Origin of the sequence: Kluyvera genomosp. 2 (genome assembly GCF_036759865.1) — a bacterium.
Lineage (GTDB): Bacteria > Pseudomonadota > Gammaproteobacteria > Enterobacterales > Enterobacteriaceae > Kluyvera > Kluyvera ascorbata_B.
This window is the reverse complement of the sequence record NZ_JAPKIA010000009.1, coordinates 107,944-125,073: the sequence shown is the minus strand read 5'-3', so window position 1 is coordinate 125,073 and position 17,130 is coordinate 107,944. Positions and strand designations below refer to the sequence as shown.

The 17,130-nt window shown below is 55.4% G+C and carries 14 protein-coding genes and 1 tRNA gene; 12 read left to right on the top strand and 3 right to left on the bottom strand.

The features are described 5' to 3' along the window. Positions 1-49: 49 nt before the first annotated feature. The 12 genes from V6942_RS11670 (at position 50) to mtr (ending at position 13,912) form a co-directional block, all read left to right on the top strand. A tRNA-Met gene (locus tag V6942_RS11670) sits at positions 50-126 on the top strand. A 208-nt stretch (positions 127-334) separates the two neighbouring features. Next, positions 335-787: a ribosome maturation factor RimP gene (rimP, locus tag V6942_RS11665; protein WP_064541967.1), complete on the top strand. Its 453-nt coding sequence runs from the start codon at positions 335-337 to the stop codon at positions 785-787. 27 nt (positions 788-814) lie between these two features. Then, positions 815-2,317, top strand: a complete 1,503-nt coding sequence (gene nusA / locus V6942_RS11660) for a transcription termination factor NusA (RefSeq protein ID WP_106927222.1) — start codon at positions 815-817, stop codon at positions 2,315-2,317. A 24-nt stretch (positions 2,318-2,341) separates the two neighbouring features. Continuing rightward, on the top strand, positions 2,342-5,032 hold the full coding sequence (gene infB, locus V6942_RS11655) for a translation initiation factor IF-2 (protein WP_106927220.1): 2,691 nt from the start codon (positions 2,342-2,344) through the stop codon (positions 5,030-5,032). A 101-nt stretch (positions 5,033-5,133) separates the two neighbouring features. After that, entirely contained in the window at positions 5,134-5,535 is a 402-nt protein-coding gene (gene rbfA, locus V6942_RS11650) for a 30S ribosome-binding factor RbfA (protein WP_106927218.1), read from the top strand. Beyond that, entirely contained in the window at positions 5,535-6,479 is a 945-nt protein-coding gene (gene truB, locus V6942_RS11645) for a tRNA pseudouridine(55) synthase TruB (RefSeq protein ID WP_106927216.1), read from the top strand. Before rbfA ends, truB begins: the two co-directional genes overlap by 1 nt. Positions 6,480-6,631: 152 nt before the next feature. After that, positions 6,632-6,901, top strand: a complete 270-nt coding sequence (gene rpsO, locus V6942_RS11640) for a 30S ribosomal protein S15 (RefSeq protein ID WP_035891092.1) — start codon at positions 6,632-6,634, stop codon at positions 6,899-6,901. A gap of 357 nt (positions 6,902-7,258) precedes the next feature. Next, positions 7,259-9,394, top strand: coding sequence for a polyribonucleotide nucleotidyltransferase (pnp, locus tag V6942_RS11635; RefSeq protein WP_106927214.1), 2,136 nt, complete (start codon positions 7,259-7,261; stop codon positions 9,392-9,394). 111 nt (positions 9,395-9,505) lie between these two features. Next, positions 9,506-10,390 carry a lipoprotein NlpI gene (gene nlpI, locus V6942_RS11630; RefSeq protein WP_106927212.1) on the top strand — a complete coding sequence of 295 codons (885 nt, stop codon included), beginning with the start codon at positions 9,506-9,508 and terminating at the stop codon, positions 10,388-10,390. 106 nt (positions 10,391-10,496) lie between these two features. Further along, positions 10,497-10,577 carry a protein YrbN gene (gene yrbN / locus V6942_RS11625; protein ID WP_100249910.1) on the top strand — a complete coding sequence of 27 codons (81 nt, stop codon included), beginning with the start codon at positions 10,497-10,499 and terminating at the stop codon, positions 10,575-10,577. Next, positions 10,570-12,522, top strand: a complete 1,953-nt coding sequence (locus tag V6942_RS11620) for a DEAD/DEAH family ATP-dependent RNA helicase (RefSeq protein WP_182928506.1) — start codon at positions 10,570-10,572, stop codon at positions 12,520-12,522. The genes yrbN and V6942_RS11620 overlap by 8 nt, the downstream gene beginning before the upstream one ends. Before the next feature lie 145 nt (positions 12,523-12,667). Then, on the top strand, positions 12,668-13,912 hold the full coding sequence (gene mtr / locus V6942_RS11615; protein ID WP_182929957.1) for a tryptophan permease: 1,245 nt from the start codon (positions 12,668-12,670) through the stop codon (positions 13,910-13,912). Between the two features lie 87 nt (positions 13,913-13,999). On the opposite strand, the gene V6942_RS11610 is transcribed toward mtr, so the two are convergent. From V6942_RS11610 to ubiU, 3 genes are all read right to left on the bottom strand, one after another. Continuing rightward, positions 14,000-15,007: a luciferase-like monooxygenase gene (locus V6942_RS11610; protein WP_333501275.1), complete on the bottom strand. Its 1,008-nt coding sequence runs from the start codon at positions 15,005-15,007 to the stop codon at positions 14,000-14,002. 134 nt (positions 15,008-15,141) lie between these two features. Continuing rightward, the gene (locus tag V6942_RS11605; RefSeq protein ID WP_106927204.1) at positions 15,142-16,020 is read right to left on the bottom strand and encodes a U32 family peptidase; all 879 of its coding nucleotides are present in this window, start codon (positions 16,018-16,020) and stop codon (positions 15,142-15,144) included. 8 nt (positions 16,021-16,028) lie between these two features. Next, positions 16,029-17,024 (bottom strand): ubiquinone anaerobic biosynthesis protein UbiU, encoded by a 996-nt coding sequence (gene ubiU, locus V6942_RS11600; protein WP_106927202.1) that lies wholly within the window; start codon positions 17,022-17,024, stop codon positions 16,029-16,031. Positions 17,025-17,130: the final 106 nt, after the last annotated feature.

Below are 17,130 nucleotides of genomic sequence, written 5' to 3'. Positions count from 1 at the left end.
ATTATTTGCATTTTTTACTCAAAACGCGTAAAATTTGCCACGTTTCAGGCGCGGGGTGGAGCAGCCTGGTAGCTCGTCGGGCTCATAACCCGAAGGTCGTCGGTTCAAATCCGGCCCCCGCAACCACTTTCCCTTAGAGTTCATTTTCAAATATACTGTGAAGACTTAGGCCTTCGTAGCTGGATTTGAAAAAAAATTCTTTCGGAAGGTTCTCCAGGCCGCAGTTGCGGCTATAGGGTTCAGTTATCTAAAGCCCCGATTTATCGGGGTTTTTTGTTATCTGACTACAGAATAACTGGGCTTTAGGCCCTTTTTTTATGTCTTGGGGGTGGGTTTGTCCACATTAGAGCAAAAATTAACAGAGATGATTACAGCGCCGGTTGAAGCCCTGGGCTACGAACTGGTCGGCATCGAATTTATTCGCGGTCGCACATCCACACTGCGCATCTATATTGATAGTGAAGATGGCATCAATGTTGATGATTGTGCTGATGTGAGCCACCAGGTAAGCGCGGTGATGGACGTTGAAGATCCGATTACCGTTGCTTACAACCTGGAAGTTTCCTCTCCGGGCCTCGATCGTCCGATGTTCACCGCGGAACACTATGTGCGTTTCCTGGGTGAAGAGGTGACGCTGGTCCTGCGCATGGCGGTACAGAACCGTCGTAAATGGCAGGGCATTATCAAAGCGGTAGACGGTGAGATGATCACTGTGACAGTCGAAGGCAAAGATGAAGTGTTCGCGCTGAGTAACATCCAGAAGGCGAACCTGGTTCCCCACTTTTAACAGTCTGGATTGAGGTGAAAGGCCCCGATGAACAAAGAAATTTTGGCTGTTGTTGAAGCCGTCTCCAACGAGAAAGCGCTGCCGCGTGAGAAGATTTTCGAAGCGCTGGAAAGTGCGCTGGCAACGGCGACAAAGAAAAAATACGAACAGGAAATCGACGTACGCGTTGAAATCGATCGCCGCAGCGGCGACTTCGATACTTTCCGTCGCTGGGTCATTGTTGAAGAAGTTACCCAGCCAACCAAAGAAATTACGCTCGAAGCGGCACGCTTCGAAGACGAAAGCCTGAACGTAGGCGATTACGTTGAAGATCAGATTGAATCCGTCACCTTTGACCGTATTACGACTCAGACGGCAAAACAGGTTATCGTGCAGAAGGTCCGTGAAGCCGAGCGCGCGATGGTTGTCGATCAGTTCCGCGATCAGGAAGGCGAAATCGTCACTGGCGTAGTGAAGAAAGTGAACCGCGACAACATCTCTCTGGAAGTGAAATCCGAAGGGATGGCCGGGAACGCTGAAGCCGTAATCCTGCGTGAAGACATGCTGCCGCGTGAAAACTTCCGTCCGGGCGACCGCATCCGCGGCGTACTGTACGCCGTTCGCCCAGAAGCGCGCGGCGCACAGCTGTTCGTCACCCGTTCTAAGCCGGAGATGCTGATCGAACTGTTCCGCATCGAAGTGCCGGAAATCGGTGAAGAAGTGATTGAAATTAAAGCGGCCGCTCGCGATCCGGGCTCTCGTGCCAAAATCGCGGTAAAAACCAACGACAAACGTATCGACCCGGTCGGCGCTTGCGTAGGTATGCGCGGCGCTCGCGTGCAGGCGGTTTCTACCGAACTGGGCGGCGAGCGTATCGATATCGTGCTGTGGGACGACAACCCGGCGCAGTTCGTGATCAATGCTATGGCACCTGCTGATGTGGCATCCATCGTGGTTGATGAAGACAAGCACACCATGGATATCGCGGTAGAAGCAGGTAACCTGGCGCAGGCGATCGGCCGTAACGGCCAGAACGTGCGTCTGGCTTCTCAGCTGAGCGGCTGGGAACTCAACGTGATGACCGTTGACGACCTGCAGGCGAAGCATCAGGCGGAAGCGCACGCGGCGATCGATACCTTCACCAAATATCTCGATATTGATGAAGAGTTCGCGACCGTGCTGGTAGAAGAAGGCTTCTCCACGCTTGAAGAACTGGCCTATGTGCCAATGAAAGAACTGCTGGAAATTGATGGTCTGGACGAAGCGACCGTTGAGGCGCTGCGCGAACGTGCGAAAAACGCCCTGACCACTCTGGCACTTGCCCAGGAAGAAAGCCTCGGTGATAACAAACCGGCTGACGATCTGCTGAACCTGGAAGGGTTAGATCGCGCACTGGCTTTCAAACTGGCCGCTCGTGGCGTTTGTACGCTGGAAGACCTCGCTGAACAAGGCGTTGACGACCTGTCTGACATCGAAGGGTTAACCGACGAGAAAGCGGGTGAGCTGATTATGGCTGCGCGTAATATTTGCTGGTTCGGCGACGAAGCGTAATAAACTGTAGCAGGAAGGAACAGCATGACAGATGTAACCGTAAAAACGCTGGCCGCAGAGATACAGACCTCGGTGGATCGCCTGGTACAGCAATTTGCTGATGCGGGTATCCCGAAGTCTGCAGATGACTCTGTGTCCGCACAAGAGAAGCAAACCTTACTGGCGCACCTGAACCGCGAAAACGGTTCTGCGCCGGATAAGTTGACTTTGCAGCGCAAAACGCGCAGTACTCTCAACATTCCAGGTACCGGTGGAAAAAGCAAATCGGTACAAATCGAAGTCCGCAAGACACGCACCTTTGTGAAACGCGATCCGCAAGAGGCTGAACGCCTGGCCGCGGAAGAGCAGGCGCAGCGTGAAGCGGAAGAGCAAGCCCGTCGTGAAGCTGAAGAAGCAGCTAAACGCGAGGCGCAACAAAAAGCTGAACGTGAGGCCGCAGAAAAAGCTAATCGTGAAGCCGCTGATAAAGCGAAACGTGAAGCTGCGGAAAAAGACAAAGTGAGCAATCAACAGACCGACGATATGACCAAAACCGCCCAGGCTGAAAAAGCCCGCCGTGAAAATGAAGCTGCCGAGCTGAAGCGTAAAGCGGAAGAAGAAGCCCGCCGTAAGCTGGAAGAAGAAGCTCGCCGCGTGGCTGAAGAAGCGCGCCGCATGGCAGAAGAAAACGAGAAGAACGGTGTGAATACCGCTGAGCCAACTGAAGACACCAGCGATTATCACGTCACCACTTCTCAGCACGCACGCCAGGCTGAAGACGAAAACGACCGTGAAGTCGAAGGTGGTCGTGGTCGTGGCCGTAATACGAAAGCCGCCCGCCCGGCGAAAAAAGGCAACAAACACGCCGAATCTAAAGCCGATCGTGAAGAAGCGCGTGCCGCTGTTCGCGGGGGTAAAGGCGGCAAACAGCGTAAAGGTTCCGCGCTGCAGCAGGGCTTCCAGAAGCCGGCTCAGGCCGTTAACCGTGACGTTGTGATTGGCGAAACCATCACCGTTGGCGAACTGGCTAACAAGATGGCGGTGAAAGGTTCTCAGGTCATCAAAGCGATGATGAAGCTGGGCGCCATGGCCACCATTAACCAGGTCATCGACCAGGAAACCGCACAGCTGGTTGCCGAAGAGATGGGCCACAAAGTTATCCTGCGTCGTGAAAACGAGCTGGAAGAAGCGGTAATGAGCGACCGTGACACCGGCGCTGCGGCTGAACCGCGCGCACCGGTTGTGACCATCATGGGTCACGTTGACCACGGTAAAACCTCTCTGCTGGACTACATTCGTTCCACGAAAGTAGCCTCTGGCGAAGCGGGCGGCATTACCCAGCACATCGGTGCATACCACGTTGAAACCGACAACGGTATGATCACCTTCCTGGACACCCCGGGGCACGCCGCGTTTACCTCTATGCGTGCTCGTGGTGCGCAGGCAACGGATATCGTTGTTCTGGTTGTTGCAGCAGACGATGGCGTGATGCCGCAGACTATCGAAGCTATCCAGCACGCGAAAGCGGCAGGTGTGCCGGTTGTGGTTGCGGTAAACAAAATCGACAAACCAGAAGCGGATCCGGATCGCGTTAAAAACGAACTGTCCCAGTACGGCATCCTGCCGGAAGAGTGGGGCGGTGAAAGCCAGTTCGTTCACGTATCTGCGAAAGCCGGTACCGGTATCGACGAGCTGCTGGACGCTATCCTGCTGCAGGCTGAAGTTCTGGAGCTGAAAGCGGTCCGTAAAGGCATGGCGAGCGGCGCGGTTATCGAATCCTTCCTGGATAAAGGTCGTGGTCCGGTTGCTACCGTACTGGTTCGTGAAGGTACGCTGCACAAGGGCGATATCGTTCTGTGTGGCTTCGAATACGGTCGCGTTCGTGCAATGCGTAACGAACTGGGTCAGGAAGTCCTGGAAGCAGGTCCGTCTATCCCGGTGGAAATCCTCGGCCTGTCCGGCGTTCCGGCTGCGGGTGACGAAGTGACCGTCGTTCGTGACGAGAAGAAAGCCCGTGAAGTTGCGCTGTATCGTCAGGGCAAATTCCGTGAAGTTAAACTGGCTCGTCAGCAGAAATCTAAACTCGAGAACATGTTCGCCAACATGACCGAAGGCGAAGTTCACGAAGTGAACATCGTCCTGAAGGCCGACGTTCAGGGTTCTGTGGAAGCGATCTCCGACTCCTTGCTGAAACTGTCTACCGACGAAGTGAAAGTGAAGATCATCGGTTCTGGCGTAGGTGGTATCACCGAAACCGACGCAACCCTGGCGGCGGCATCCAACGCGATTCTGGTTGGCTTCAACGTCCGTGCTGATGCCTCTGCACGTAAAGTGATCGAAGCGGAAAGCCTGGATCTGCGCTACTACTCCGTCATCTATAACCTGATCGACGAAGTGAAAGCGGCGATGAGCGGCATGCTGTCTCCGGAACTGAAACAGCAGATCATCGGTCTGGCTGAAGTTCGTGATGTGTTTAAATCACCGAAATTCGGTGCGATCGCGGGCTGTATGGTTACCGAAGGCACCATCAAACGTCACAACCCGATCCGCGTTCTGCGTGACAACGTGGTTATCTACGAAGGCGAGCTGGAATCCCTGCGCCGCTTCAAAGATGACGTCAACGAAGTCCGTAACGGCATGGAATGTGGTATCGGCGTGAAGAACTACAACGACGTTCGCGTTGGCGATATGATCGAAGTGTTCGAAATCATCGAGATCCAACGTACCATCGCTTAATCTTCGTTAAGATTGCCGATTGTAGGCCGGGTAAGCGAAGCGCCACCCGGCATGAATTTCAAAAGGGGCTGATAGCCCCTTTTTTGTCTGGAGAATTTATTATGGCGAAAGAATTTGGTCGCCCGCAGCGCGTGGCCCAGGAGATGCAAAAAGAGATCGCAATCATCCTGCAGCGCGAAATTAAAGACCCGCGTCTGGGCATGATGACCACCGTTTCTGGCGTTGAAATGTCCCGCGACCTGGCCTATGCCAAAGTATTTGTCACCTTCCTGAACGATCAGGATGAAGCCGCGGTGAAAGCGGGCATCAAAGCGCTGCAGGAAGCATCTGGCTTTATTCGCTCGCTGCTGGGCAAAGCCATGCGCCTGCGTATCGTGCCGGAACTGACCTTCTTCTACGACAACTCGTTGGTTGAAGGTATGCGCATGTCCAACCTGGTGACCAACGTGGTGAAGCATGACGAAGAGCGTCGTGTTAACCCGGACGACAGCAAGGAGGACTGATGAGTCGTCCTCGTCGTCGCGGCCGTGACATTCACGGCGTGCTGTTGCTGGATAAACCGCAGGGTGCGTCCAGCAATGATGTGCTGCAAAAGGTGAAGCGTATTTATAACGCCAACCGCGCCGGGCATACCGGCGCGCTGGATCCGCTGGCAACCGGTATGCTGCCGATTTGCCTCGGTGAAGCCACCAAGTTTTCCCAGTATCTGCTGGACTCCGATAAACGCTATCGGGTGATTGCGCGTTTAGGCCAGCGTACCGATACCTCGGATGCCGATGGGCAGATCGTGGAAGAGCGTCCGGTGACCTTTAGCGAGGCGCAGCTGGCCGATGCGCTGGAAAGCTTCCGTGGCGATACGCAGCAGGTGCCGTCGATGTACTCGGCGCTGAAGTACCAGGGTAAAAAGCTCTACGAATACGCGCGTCAGGGTATCGAAGTGCCGCGCGAAGCGCGCCCGATTACCGTCTACGAACTGCTGTTTATTCGCCATGAAGGTCACGAGCTGGAGCTGGAAATTCACTGCTCTAAAGGCACCTATATTCGTACCATTATTGACGATCTGGGTGAGAAGCTCGGCTGCGGCGCGCACGTGATTTTCCTGCGTCGCCTGGCGGTCAGCAAATACCCGGTCGAACGTATGGTGACGCTGGAGCATTTGCGCGAGCTGGTTGAACAGGCCGAGCAGCAGGGGATCCCGGCTGCGGAGCTACTCGATCCGTTACTGATGCCGATGGACAGTCCCGCTTCGGACTATCCGATTGTGAATATTCCTTTAACGTCATCGGTTTACTTTAAAAATGGTAACCCGGTACGGACCTCCGGCGCACCGCTGGAAGGGCTGGTGCGCGTGACGGAAGGCGAAGAAGGCAAATTCCTCGGAATGGGTGAAATCGATGATGAAGGCCGCGTGGCTCCGCGCCGTCTGGTGGTCGAATACACCGAGTAAGTCAGATTGTGTGGCTTGCGATAACAGAGCGCTGCGGGTAGAATGTCGCGGCTTAACGTCTGCTTAATTGTTTAACAATTGGCAAGCGTTATCTCAGGGGCTGCTGAATTAGAGATCGGCACCCTTTCTTTCTTTTAAATTTGGAGTTCAAAATGTCTCTAAGCGTTGAAGCTAAAGCACAAATCGTTTCTGAGTTCGGTCGTGGCGCGAACGACAGCGGTTCCACCGAAGTTCAGGTTGCACTGCTGACTGCACAGATCAACCACCTGCAGGGTCACTTTGCAGAGCACAAAAAAGATCACCACAGCCGTCGTGGTCTGCTGCGCATGGTTTCTCAGCGTCGTAAGCTGCTGGACTACCTGAAACGTAAAGATGTTGCACGCTACACCGCGCTGATCGAGCGTCTGGGTCTGCGTCGCTAACTCTAGCGAGTTTCAGAAAGAGGGGCCTTTATGGCCCCTTTTTTCCACCGGACGACCGCTATTTATCAGAAAGAGTACCCGTCAAAACGCTGCCTGGTGTTGTGGTAATCTCGTTTGTCTGCAATGCGTTTAGACAAAATTGAGCTGAAATTACCAACACAGCAGTATTTTGAAAGATAGCGGGTATAATGTATTGTTGTTGTACATATTCTTCATTGCAGAGGTTCGCGCGGCTAATGAGAGGCTTTACCCGCATCGGGTTAGGGTTGTCATTAGTCGCGAGGATGCAAAGAAGATCGGTTTCATTGGCCGGCACGCCACAGGGTGTGCCGCCGTTCATTAAGAAAGGATAGAATTTTGCTTAATCCGATCGTTCGTAAGTTCCAGTACGGTCAGCATACCGTTACGCTGGAAACCGGCATGATGGCACGTCAGGCGACTGCCGCTGTTATGGTTAGCATGGATGACACTGCGGTATTCGTTACCGTTGTGGGTCAGAAAAAAGCGAAACCAGGCCAGGACTTCTTCCCGCTGACCGTTAACTATCAGGAGCGTACCTACGCTGCTGGCCGTATCCCGGGTAGCTTCTTCCGCCGTGAAGGCCGTCCGAGCGAAGGCGAAACCCTGATCGCGCGTCTGATTGACCGCCCGGTTCGTCCGCTGTTCCCGGAAGGCTTCGTCAACGAAGTTCAGGTCATCGCGACCGTCGTTTCCGTTAACCCGCAGGTTAACCCGGATATCGTGGCAATGATCGGTGCATCCGCTGCGCTGTCTCTGTCCGGTATTCCGTTCAACGGCCCGATCGGTGCCGCACGCGTCGGTTACATCAACGACCAGTACGTGCTGAACCCGACTCAGGACGAACTGAAAGAGAGCAAGCTGGACCTGGTGGTTGCCGGTACTGAAGCCGCTGTACTGATGGTTGAGTCCGAAGCAGAACTGCTGAGCGAAGACACCATGCTGGGCGCGGTCGTATTCGGCCACGAGCAGCAGCAGATCGTTATTCAGAACATCAACGACCTGGTGAAAGAAGCCGGTAAACCGCGTTGGGATTGGCAGCCGGAAGCCGTTAACGAAGCGCTGAACGCGCGCGTTGCTGCACTGGCTGAATCTCGCCTGAGCGACGCTTACCGCATCACCGACAAACAAGAGCGTTACGCTCAGGTTGACGTGATCAAATCTGAAACCATCGCGACGCTGGTGGCTGAAGACGAAACCCTGGACGCGAACGAACTGGGTGAAATCCTGCACGCTATCGAGAAAAACGTTGTGCGTAGCCGCGTACTGGCTGGCGAACCGCGTATCGATGGCCGCGAAAAAGACATGATCCGTGGTCTGGACGTGCGCACTGGCGTACTGCCGCGTACTCACGGCTCCGCACTGTTCACCCGTGGCGAAACTCAGGCGCTGGTTACCGCGACCCTGGGTACCGCACGTGATGCACAGGTTCTTGATGAACTGATGGGCGAGCGCACCGACAATTTCCTGTTCCACTACAACTTCCCTCCGTACTCCGTAGGGGAAACCGGCATGGTCGGTTCTCCGAAGCGTCGTGAAATTGGTCACGGTCGTCTGGCGAAGCGCGGCGTGCTGGCAGTGATGCCGGAAGGCGACAAGTTCCCGTACACCGTTCGTGTGGTTTCTGAAATCACCGAATCTAACGGTTCTTCTTCTATGGCTTCCGTATGTGGCGCTTCCCTGGCGCTGATGGATGCAGGCGTGCCGATTAAAGCGGCCGTAGCGGGCATCGCGATGGGTCTGGTGAAAGAAGGCGACAACTTTGTTGTTCTGTCTGACATCCTGGGCGACGAAGATCACCTAGGCGATATGGACTTCAAAGTAGCGGGTTCCCGCGACGGTATCTCTGCGCTGCAGATGGATATCAAAATTGAAGGTATCACCAAAGAGATCATGCAGGTTGCTCTGAACCAGGCTAAAGGTGCGCGTCTGCACATCCTGGGCGTGATGGAACAGGCGATCAACGCACCGCGTGGCGATATTTCTCAGTTCGCTCCGCGTATCCACACCATCAAGATCAATCCGGACAAGATCAAAGACGTTATCGGTAAAGGCGGTTCTGTTATCCGTGCACTGACCGAAGAAACCGGCACCACCATCGAAATCGAAGATGACGGTACCGTGAAGATCGCAGCAACCGACGGCGAGAAAGCAAAACACGCTATCCGTCGTATCGAGGAAATCACTGCTGAAATCGAAGTCGGTCGTATCTACAATGGTAAAGTGACCCGTATCGTTGACTTTGGCGCATTCGTTGCCATCGGTGGCGGTAAAGAAGGTCTGGTCCACATTTCCCAGATCGCCGACAAGCGCGTTGAGAAAGTGACTGACTACCTGCAGATGAATCAGGAAGTGCCGGTTAAAGTTCTGGAAGTTGACCGTCAGGGCCGTATCCGTCTGAGCATTAAAGAAGCAACCGAGCAGTCTCAGCCTGCCGCCGCACCGGAAGCTCCGGCAGCGGAACAGGGCGAGTAAGGTTTGCCTTTTGCCCTCCGCGCTTGCGGAGGGCACATTTCGCTGGCGGGATGCCTTGTTTGCAGGCGGGGGACAGGACGTTCATCCAATTGTTGTCTTCGGGAGTGGGAAATGAAGCCTTTTTTGCGCTGGTGTTTCGTTGCGACAGCACTCACGCTGGCAGGATGCAGCAACTCTGCCTGGCGTAAGAGTGAAGTCCTCGCGGTGCCATTGCAACCGACTTTACAGCAGGAAGTAATCCTGGCGCGCATGGAACAAATACTTGCCAGTCGGGCTTTAACCGATGACGAACGCGCACAGCTTTTATATGAGCGCGGAGTGTTGTATGATAGTCTCGGTCTGAGGGCATTAGCGCGCAACGATTTCTCGCAAGCGCTGGCAATCCGACCCGATATGCCTGAAGTATTCAATTACTTAGGCATTTATTTAACGCAGGCAGGCAATTTTGATGCTGCCTATGAAGCGTTTGATTCTGTACTTGAGCTTGATCCAACTTACAATTATGCGCACTTGAATCGCGGCATCGCGCTTTATTACGGTGGCCGTGCGAAGTTAGCGCAAGATGATCTGCTGGCGTTTTATCAAGACGATCCCAATGATCCTTTCCGCAGCCTGTGGCTTTATCTTGCCGAGCAGAAGCTCGATGAGAAGCAGGCAAAAGTCGCGTTGAAGCAACGCTTCGATAAATCGGATAAAGAGCAATGGGGATGGAACATTGTCGAGTTCTACTTAGGCAACATTGACGAAAAAACGTTAATGGAGCGCCTGAAGGCGGACGCAACGGATAACACCTCGCTCGCTGAGCATCTCAGTGAAACCAACTTCTATTTAGGTAAGTATTACCTAAGTCTTGGGGACAGGGACAGCGCTACGGCACTGTTCAAACTGGCGGTTGCCAACAACGTACATAACTACGTTGAGCACCGATACGCATTGTTGGAATTATCGCTCCTGGGCCAGGACCAAGATGACCTGGCAGAATCGGACCAGCAATAGCTGACGACTACATCAGCCCGTAATCTTTTTTGATTGCCATCACCTTCGCGGGTGAGGGCGTTGTTGTTCGTTAATACACCTACTTTGAGCCGGTTCACACTTTTCAATGAAAATTGCAGATCAATTTCATGATGAGTTATGTAGACTGGCCGCCATTAATATCGAGGCACTTGTACTACATGGCTGAATTCGAAACCACTTTTGCAGATCTGGGCCTGAAGGCTCCTATCCTTGAAGCCCTTAACGATCTGGGTTACGAAAAACCATCTCCGATCCAGGCAGAGTGTATCCCGCACCTGCTTTCTGGTCGTGACGTGCTGGGCATGGCCCAGACTGGTAGCGGTAAAACCGCAGCGTTCTCTCTGCCGCTGCTGAACAATATCGATCCTGAGCTGAAAGCACCGCAGATTCTGGTGCTGGCCCCGACCCGCGAACTGGCGGTTCAGGTGGCTGAAGCCATGACGGACTTCTCTAAACATATGCGCGGCGTAAACGTGGTTGCCCTGTACGGCGGCCAGCGTTATGACGTGCAGCTGCGCGCCCTGCGTCAAGGGCCGCAAATCGTTGTCGGTACCCCGGGTCGTCTGCTGGACCACCTGAAGCGCGGCACCCTGGACCTCTCCAAACTGAGCGGCCTGGTGCTGGACGAAGCAGATGAAATGCTGCGCATGGGCTTTATCGAAGACGTTGAAACCATTATGGCGCAGATTCCAGAAGGTCATCAGACCGCGCTGTTCTCTGCAACCATGCCGGAAGCTATCCGTCGTATTACCCGTCGCTTTATGAAAGAGCCGCAGGAAGTGCGCATTCAGTCCAGCGTCACTACGCGTCCGGACATCAGCCAGAGCTACTGGTCCGTGTACGGCATGCGCAAAAACGAAGCGCTGGTACGTTTCCTGGAAGCGGAAGATTTTGATGCGGCGATTATCTTCGTACGTACCAAAAACGCGACCCTGGAAGTGGCTGAAGCGCTGGAACGCAGCGGCTATAACAGCGCCGCGCTGAACGGCGACATGAACCAGTCTCTGCGTGAACAGACTCTGGATCGTCTGAAAGACGGTCGTCTGGACATCCTGATCGCGACCGACGTTGCGGCCCGTGGTCTGGACGTTGAGCGTATCAGCCTGGTCGTTAACTACGACATCCCGATGGACTCCGAGTCTTACGTTCACCGTATCGGTCGTACCGGTCGTGCGGGTCGTGCTGGCCGTGCGCTGCTGTTCGTTGAGAACCGCGAACGTCGTCTGCTGCGCAACATCGAACGCACGATGAAGCTGACCATTCCAGAAGTTGAGCTGCCGAACGCAGAACTGCTGGGCAAACGCCGTCTGGAAAAATTCGCCGCGAAAGTACAGCAGCAGCTGGAAAGCAGCGATCTGGATCAGTACCGTGCACTGCTGGCGCAAATCCAGCCGACCGCGGAAGGCGAAGAGCTGGACGTTGAAACGCTGGCCGCTGCGCTGCTGAAAATGGCACAGGGCGAACGTTCTCTGATCGTTCCACCCGATGCGCCAATGCGTCCTAAGCGTGAGTTCCGTGACCGTGACGATCGTTTCGAACGTCGTGACCGCAACGACCGTGGTCCGCGCGATCGTAATGAGCGTGGTGGCGAAGATCGTCCTAAACGCGAACGTCGTGACGTTGGCGATATGGAACTGTATCGCATTGAAGTGGGTCGTGATGATGGCGTTGAAGTTCGTCACATCGTTGGCGCTATCGCGAACGAAGGCGACATCAGCAGCCGTTACATCGGTAACATCAAGCTGTTCGGTACCCACTCTACTATCGAACTGCCAAAAGGCATGCCGGGCGAAGTACTGCAGCACTTTACTCGTACCCGCATCCTGAACAAACCGATGAACATGCAGCTGATCGGCGACGCGCAGCCTCGTCCAGAGCGCAGCGGTCGTAGCTTCGGCGGCGAACGTCGCGAAGGCGGTCGTAGCTTCGGTGGCGAACGTCGTGAAGGTGGTCGTGGCTTCGGCGGCGAGCGTCGTGAAGGCGGTCGTGGTGATGGTCGTCGTTTCAGCGGCGAACGTCGTGAAGGCAGCCGTGCTCCGCGTCGTGATGATGCTGCTGCGCCGCGTCGTGATGACTCCGCAGGCCGTCGTCGTTTCGGCGGTGACGCATAAGCCCAACGGCTTAAAAGCGTAAAGTAAAATATACAGCCCCGATCGTGACGATTGGGGCTTTTTTTATTCCCTTTGTACTCGTGTACTGGTACAGTGCAACACATTAAAATGCAGTAGCAAAATAATACACTGGAGAAAAGGCTGTATGGCGACACTAACCACCACCCAAACGTCACCTTCGCTGCTTGGCGGCGTGGTGATCATCGGCGGCACAATCATTGGTGCGGGGATGTTTTCTCTGCCGGTGGTGATGTCCGGTGCGTGGTTCTTCTGGTCAATGGCGGCGCTGGTGTTTACCTGGTTCTGCATGCTGCATTCCGGGCTGATGATTCTGGAAGCTAACCTGAACTATCGCATTGGCTCCAGCTTCGACACCATCACCAGGGATCTGCTGGGTAAAGGCTGGAACGTGGTGAACGGTATCTCTATCGCCTTCGTGCTCTATATTCTGACCTACGCCTATATTTCAGCGAGCGGGTCGATTCTGCACCACACGTTCTCTGAGATGTCGCTAAACGTCCCGGCGCGTGCGGCGGGCTTTGGCTTCGCGCTGCTGGTGGCCTTTGTGGTGTGGCTGAGCACCAAAGCGGTGAGCCGTATGACCGCGATTGTGCTGGGCGCGAAGGTGATCACCTTCTTCCTGACCTTCGGTAGCCTGATGGGGCACGTTACGCCCGCGACGCTGTTTAACGTTGCTGAGAGCCACGCCAGCTATACGCCTTATCTGCTGATGACGCTGCCGTTCTGTCTGGCCTCCTTTGGCTATCACGGCAACGTGCCGAGCCTGATGAAGTACTACGGCAAAGATCCGAAGACCATCGTGAAATGCCTGGTGTACGGCACGCTGCTGGCGCTGGTGCTCTACACCGTATGGCTGCTGGGGACGATGGGCAACATCCCGCGTCCGGAATTTATCGGTATTGCGCAGAAGGGCGGTAACATTGATGTGCTGGTACAGGCGCTGAGCGGCGTGCTCAATAGCCGTGGCCTGGATCTGCTGCTGGTGGTGTTCTCCAACTTTGCGGTGGCGAGTTCATTCCTTGGGGTGACGCTAGGCCTGTTTGACTATCTGGCGGATCTGTTCAAATTTGATGATTCTGCGCTGGGTCGCTTCAAAACGGCGCTGCTGACCTTCCTGCCACCGATTATCGGCGGCCTGCTGTGGCCGAACGGTTTCCTGTACGCCATTGGTTACGCAGGGTTGGCGGCAACGATCTGGGCGGCAATTGTTCCGGCGCTGCTGGCGCGCAAATCCCGTAAACGCTTCGGTAGCCCGAAATTCCGCGTCTGGGGCGGCAAGCCGATGATAGCGCTGATTCTGGTGTTTGGCGTGGGTAACGCGCTGGTGCATGTGCTGTCGAGCTTTAACCTGCTGCCGGTTTATCAGTAAGGCATTCGCCCGGTGGCGCTACGCTTACCGGGCCTACATTCTTGTGTAGGCCGGATAAGGCGCAGCCGCCATCCGGCACAAACCACACTACCCCAACAGTTCCCGCTTCACATCCATCGCCAACCCAAACGAATGCAGCCGCGCCTGGTGATCGAAAATCTGGCCGTTAACCATAATCTCATCCGCCTGCGTTTCCCGCAGAATCGACTCCAGCCCGTGGCGCACCTTCGCTTTATCGCCTACCAGTGACATCCGCAGCGCCTGATCGACACCGTATTTTTCCGACGGCGTCCAGAAATGTTCCATTTGCTGCACCGGCGGTGGCAACTGCCCGGTTTCACCACGGCGCAGTTTGGTAAATGCCTGTTGCATCGAGGTGAAGAGGAATTCGGCATCGCGGTTGCTGTCGGCGGCGATAATATTAATGCACACCATTGCATACGGTTTCTCGAGCCGCGCTGACGGCTGGAAGTGAGTGCGGTAGAGGTGCAAGGCCTGGAACAGCATATCCGGTGCAAAGTGCGAGGCGAAGGCAAACGGTAGGCCAAGCTGTGCCGCCAGCTGCGCACCGTACAGGCTTGAGCCTAACAGCCACACCGGTATTTTCTCGCCATAGCCCGGTACCGGGCGCACCTGCGGGTTAGGATCGGCCGCATCAAACCAGTCCACCAGTTCCGCCACGTCGCGCGGGAAGTTATCGATATCCCAGCTCATATGACGACGCAGTGCGCGCATCGTCGGCTGGTCGCTACCCGGCGCGCGGCCAAGGCCGAGATCGATACGTCCCGGATACAGCGTATTCAGCGTCCCGAACTGTTCGGCAATCACCAGCGGTGAGTGGTTAGGTAGCATCACGCCGCCTGAACCCAGATGTAGCGTAGTCGTGTGGGCGGCGAGATAGCCAATCAGTACCGAAGTTGCCGCACTGGCGATACCGACCATATTGTGGTGTTCTGCCAGCCAATAGCGGTGATAGCCGCGCTTTTCAGCGAGCTGTGCGAGATCGAGAGAATGGGAGAAGGCTTCTCGCGCGGAGGAGCCCTGAGGGATCGGCGCGAGGTCGAGCACCGAGAAGGCAACGGTTTTGTCAGTCATAAAGGCTCACTTTGCTACAGCATAGTCATCAGATTGAAGGTCTTGTTCCCACCGGGGTCACCCGGCCAGAAAAGCTGCATCTTTAATAATGCATTAAAATCTGACGACAGTTGTTAACAAAGTGAGCGGTTTTATCAGGCCTGTAGCTCCAGCCCGGCCAGACGCTTCCAGTAGCCGTTGCAGTCGCTGTTGGCGGTCAGCGGCAGCGGGGCTGCGCCATTTTCGTTAGCGCGGAAGGCGTCAAGCATGGCGAAGGTCTCATTGCCCATCGGCGACAGACGCACCATATCAACCAGTCCGTGCATCGATGTCAGTTCGTTGCCGAGGTTGTAAACGTAGCCGCTCATAGTCTGAATACCGTTCAGCACGAACACCTGCTGATTCTCCTGCGACAGCATGCTGCGCCCGTTAGGGTACTTGATGCAGCAGGTCTCGCACTCATCTTTTGGCTTATCTTCTGAGCGCGCGGTAAAGCAGCGGGCGGAATAGGCCAGCGGCAGGTGACCGTAGCTCAGCACTTCCACTTCAAACTTATCGCGGATGCCCAGCTCTTCACACTGATTGAGCAGGTTTACCAGCCAATCGCGCGAGAGCTCAACCGGCATGCACCAGCGAACCATGCCCTGCTTTTGCAACAGGCGCAGGGTGACCGCGTTATAGCAGTTCAGCGCATGGCCGGCGACGAACGGTAGCTTACGCTCAGCGCACAGGTTAACCACGCCCAAATCGCTGGCTTCAACGAGGAAGTCACCGTTCTCAACATAGCGCTTGAGCTCGCCCAGCTCGGACGATGCCTGGACCAGCGCGAGGGTGGAGAGCACCACCTGTTTACCGCTACCGGCCAGCGATTTGGCCATATCCAGCCAGTCGCCCACTTTGGTGGCGCGGCGTTTGCTGCATACGGCTTCACCCAGATAAATGGTGTCGGCGTTGCTGATGGCGGCCTGCTGGTAGAAATCTTCCAGCGTCTCTTTTGACCAGTAGTAAAGCACCGGCCCTAATGAATATTTCATGGGAATTCCTACTGCCATTTACGGTGATACGCGCCGAGCGTGGTCTGGGTGCCTTCGGACATCGAGCCGAGGGTTTCCATCCACGCGGCCTGCGGAACGAAGTTCTGCGGATCGGCCATACAGCGGTCGATCGCCTGACGCCAGACTTTGGCCACCTGGCTAACGTACGCCGGGCTGCGCTGGCGGCCTTCAATTTTCACCGAGGCGATGTTCGCGGCCAGCAGTTCCGGCAGCAGCTCCAGCGTGTTAAGGCTGGTGGGCTCTTCCAACGCGTGATAGCGCTCGCCGTCTACCAGATAGCGGCCTTTGCACAACGTTGGGTATCCGGCGTTTTCGCCGTCCTGATAGCGGTCAATCAACACTTCGTTAAGCCGTGACTCCAGCCCCTGCGGCGTTTGCTGCCAGCGTACGTAGCGGGCCGGTGAACAGGCACCCACGGTGTTCGGCGACTCGCCGGTTAAATAAGACGAGAGGTAGCAGCGGCCTTCGGCCATAATGCACAGACTGCCGAAGGCGAACACTTCCAGCGGCACCGGCGTGACGCGAGCCAGCTGTTTCACCTGGTGAATCGACAGCACGCGCGGCAGCACTACGCGGGCAACGTCAAAGTTGCGATGATAGAACTGAATCGCCTCTTCGTTCGTCGCGGATGCCTGAACGGAGACATGGCGCTCAATATGCGGGTAGCGCTCTGCGGCATACTCAAGCATGGCGAGGTCGGCAAGGATCAGCGCATCGGCACCCAACTGGGCGGCCATGTCTACGGCGCGCTGCCAGCGCACGTAGCCGTCCGGGTGCGCGAAGGTGTTGATGGCGATATGCAGCTTACGGCCGTGTTGATGCACGAAGCTGACGGCTTCCTGCAATTTCTTTTCGGTAAAGTTCAGACCAGCGAAATGGCGGGCGTTGGTATCGTCTTTCAGCCCGATGTACACCGCATCCGCGCCGTTTTCGATAGCCGCTTTTAGCGCCGGGAGGTTTCCGGCAGGGCAGAGCAACTCCATAATTCTTCCTGAGTTAGCGGCCCAGCAGGGCGCATTATTGTTAATGAATGGGGATTTTAGTTAACCTATCGCTAATCATTTTTGATTTGAGGCAGACAAAAGCGTA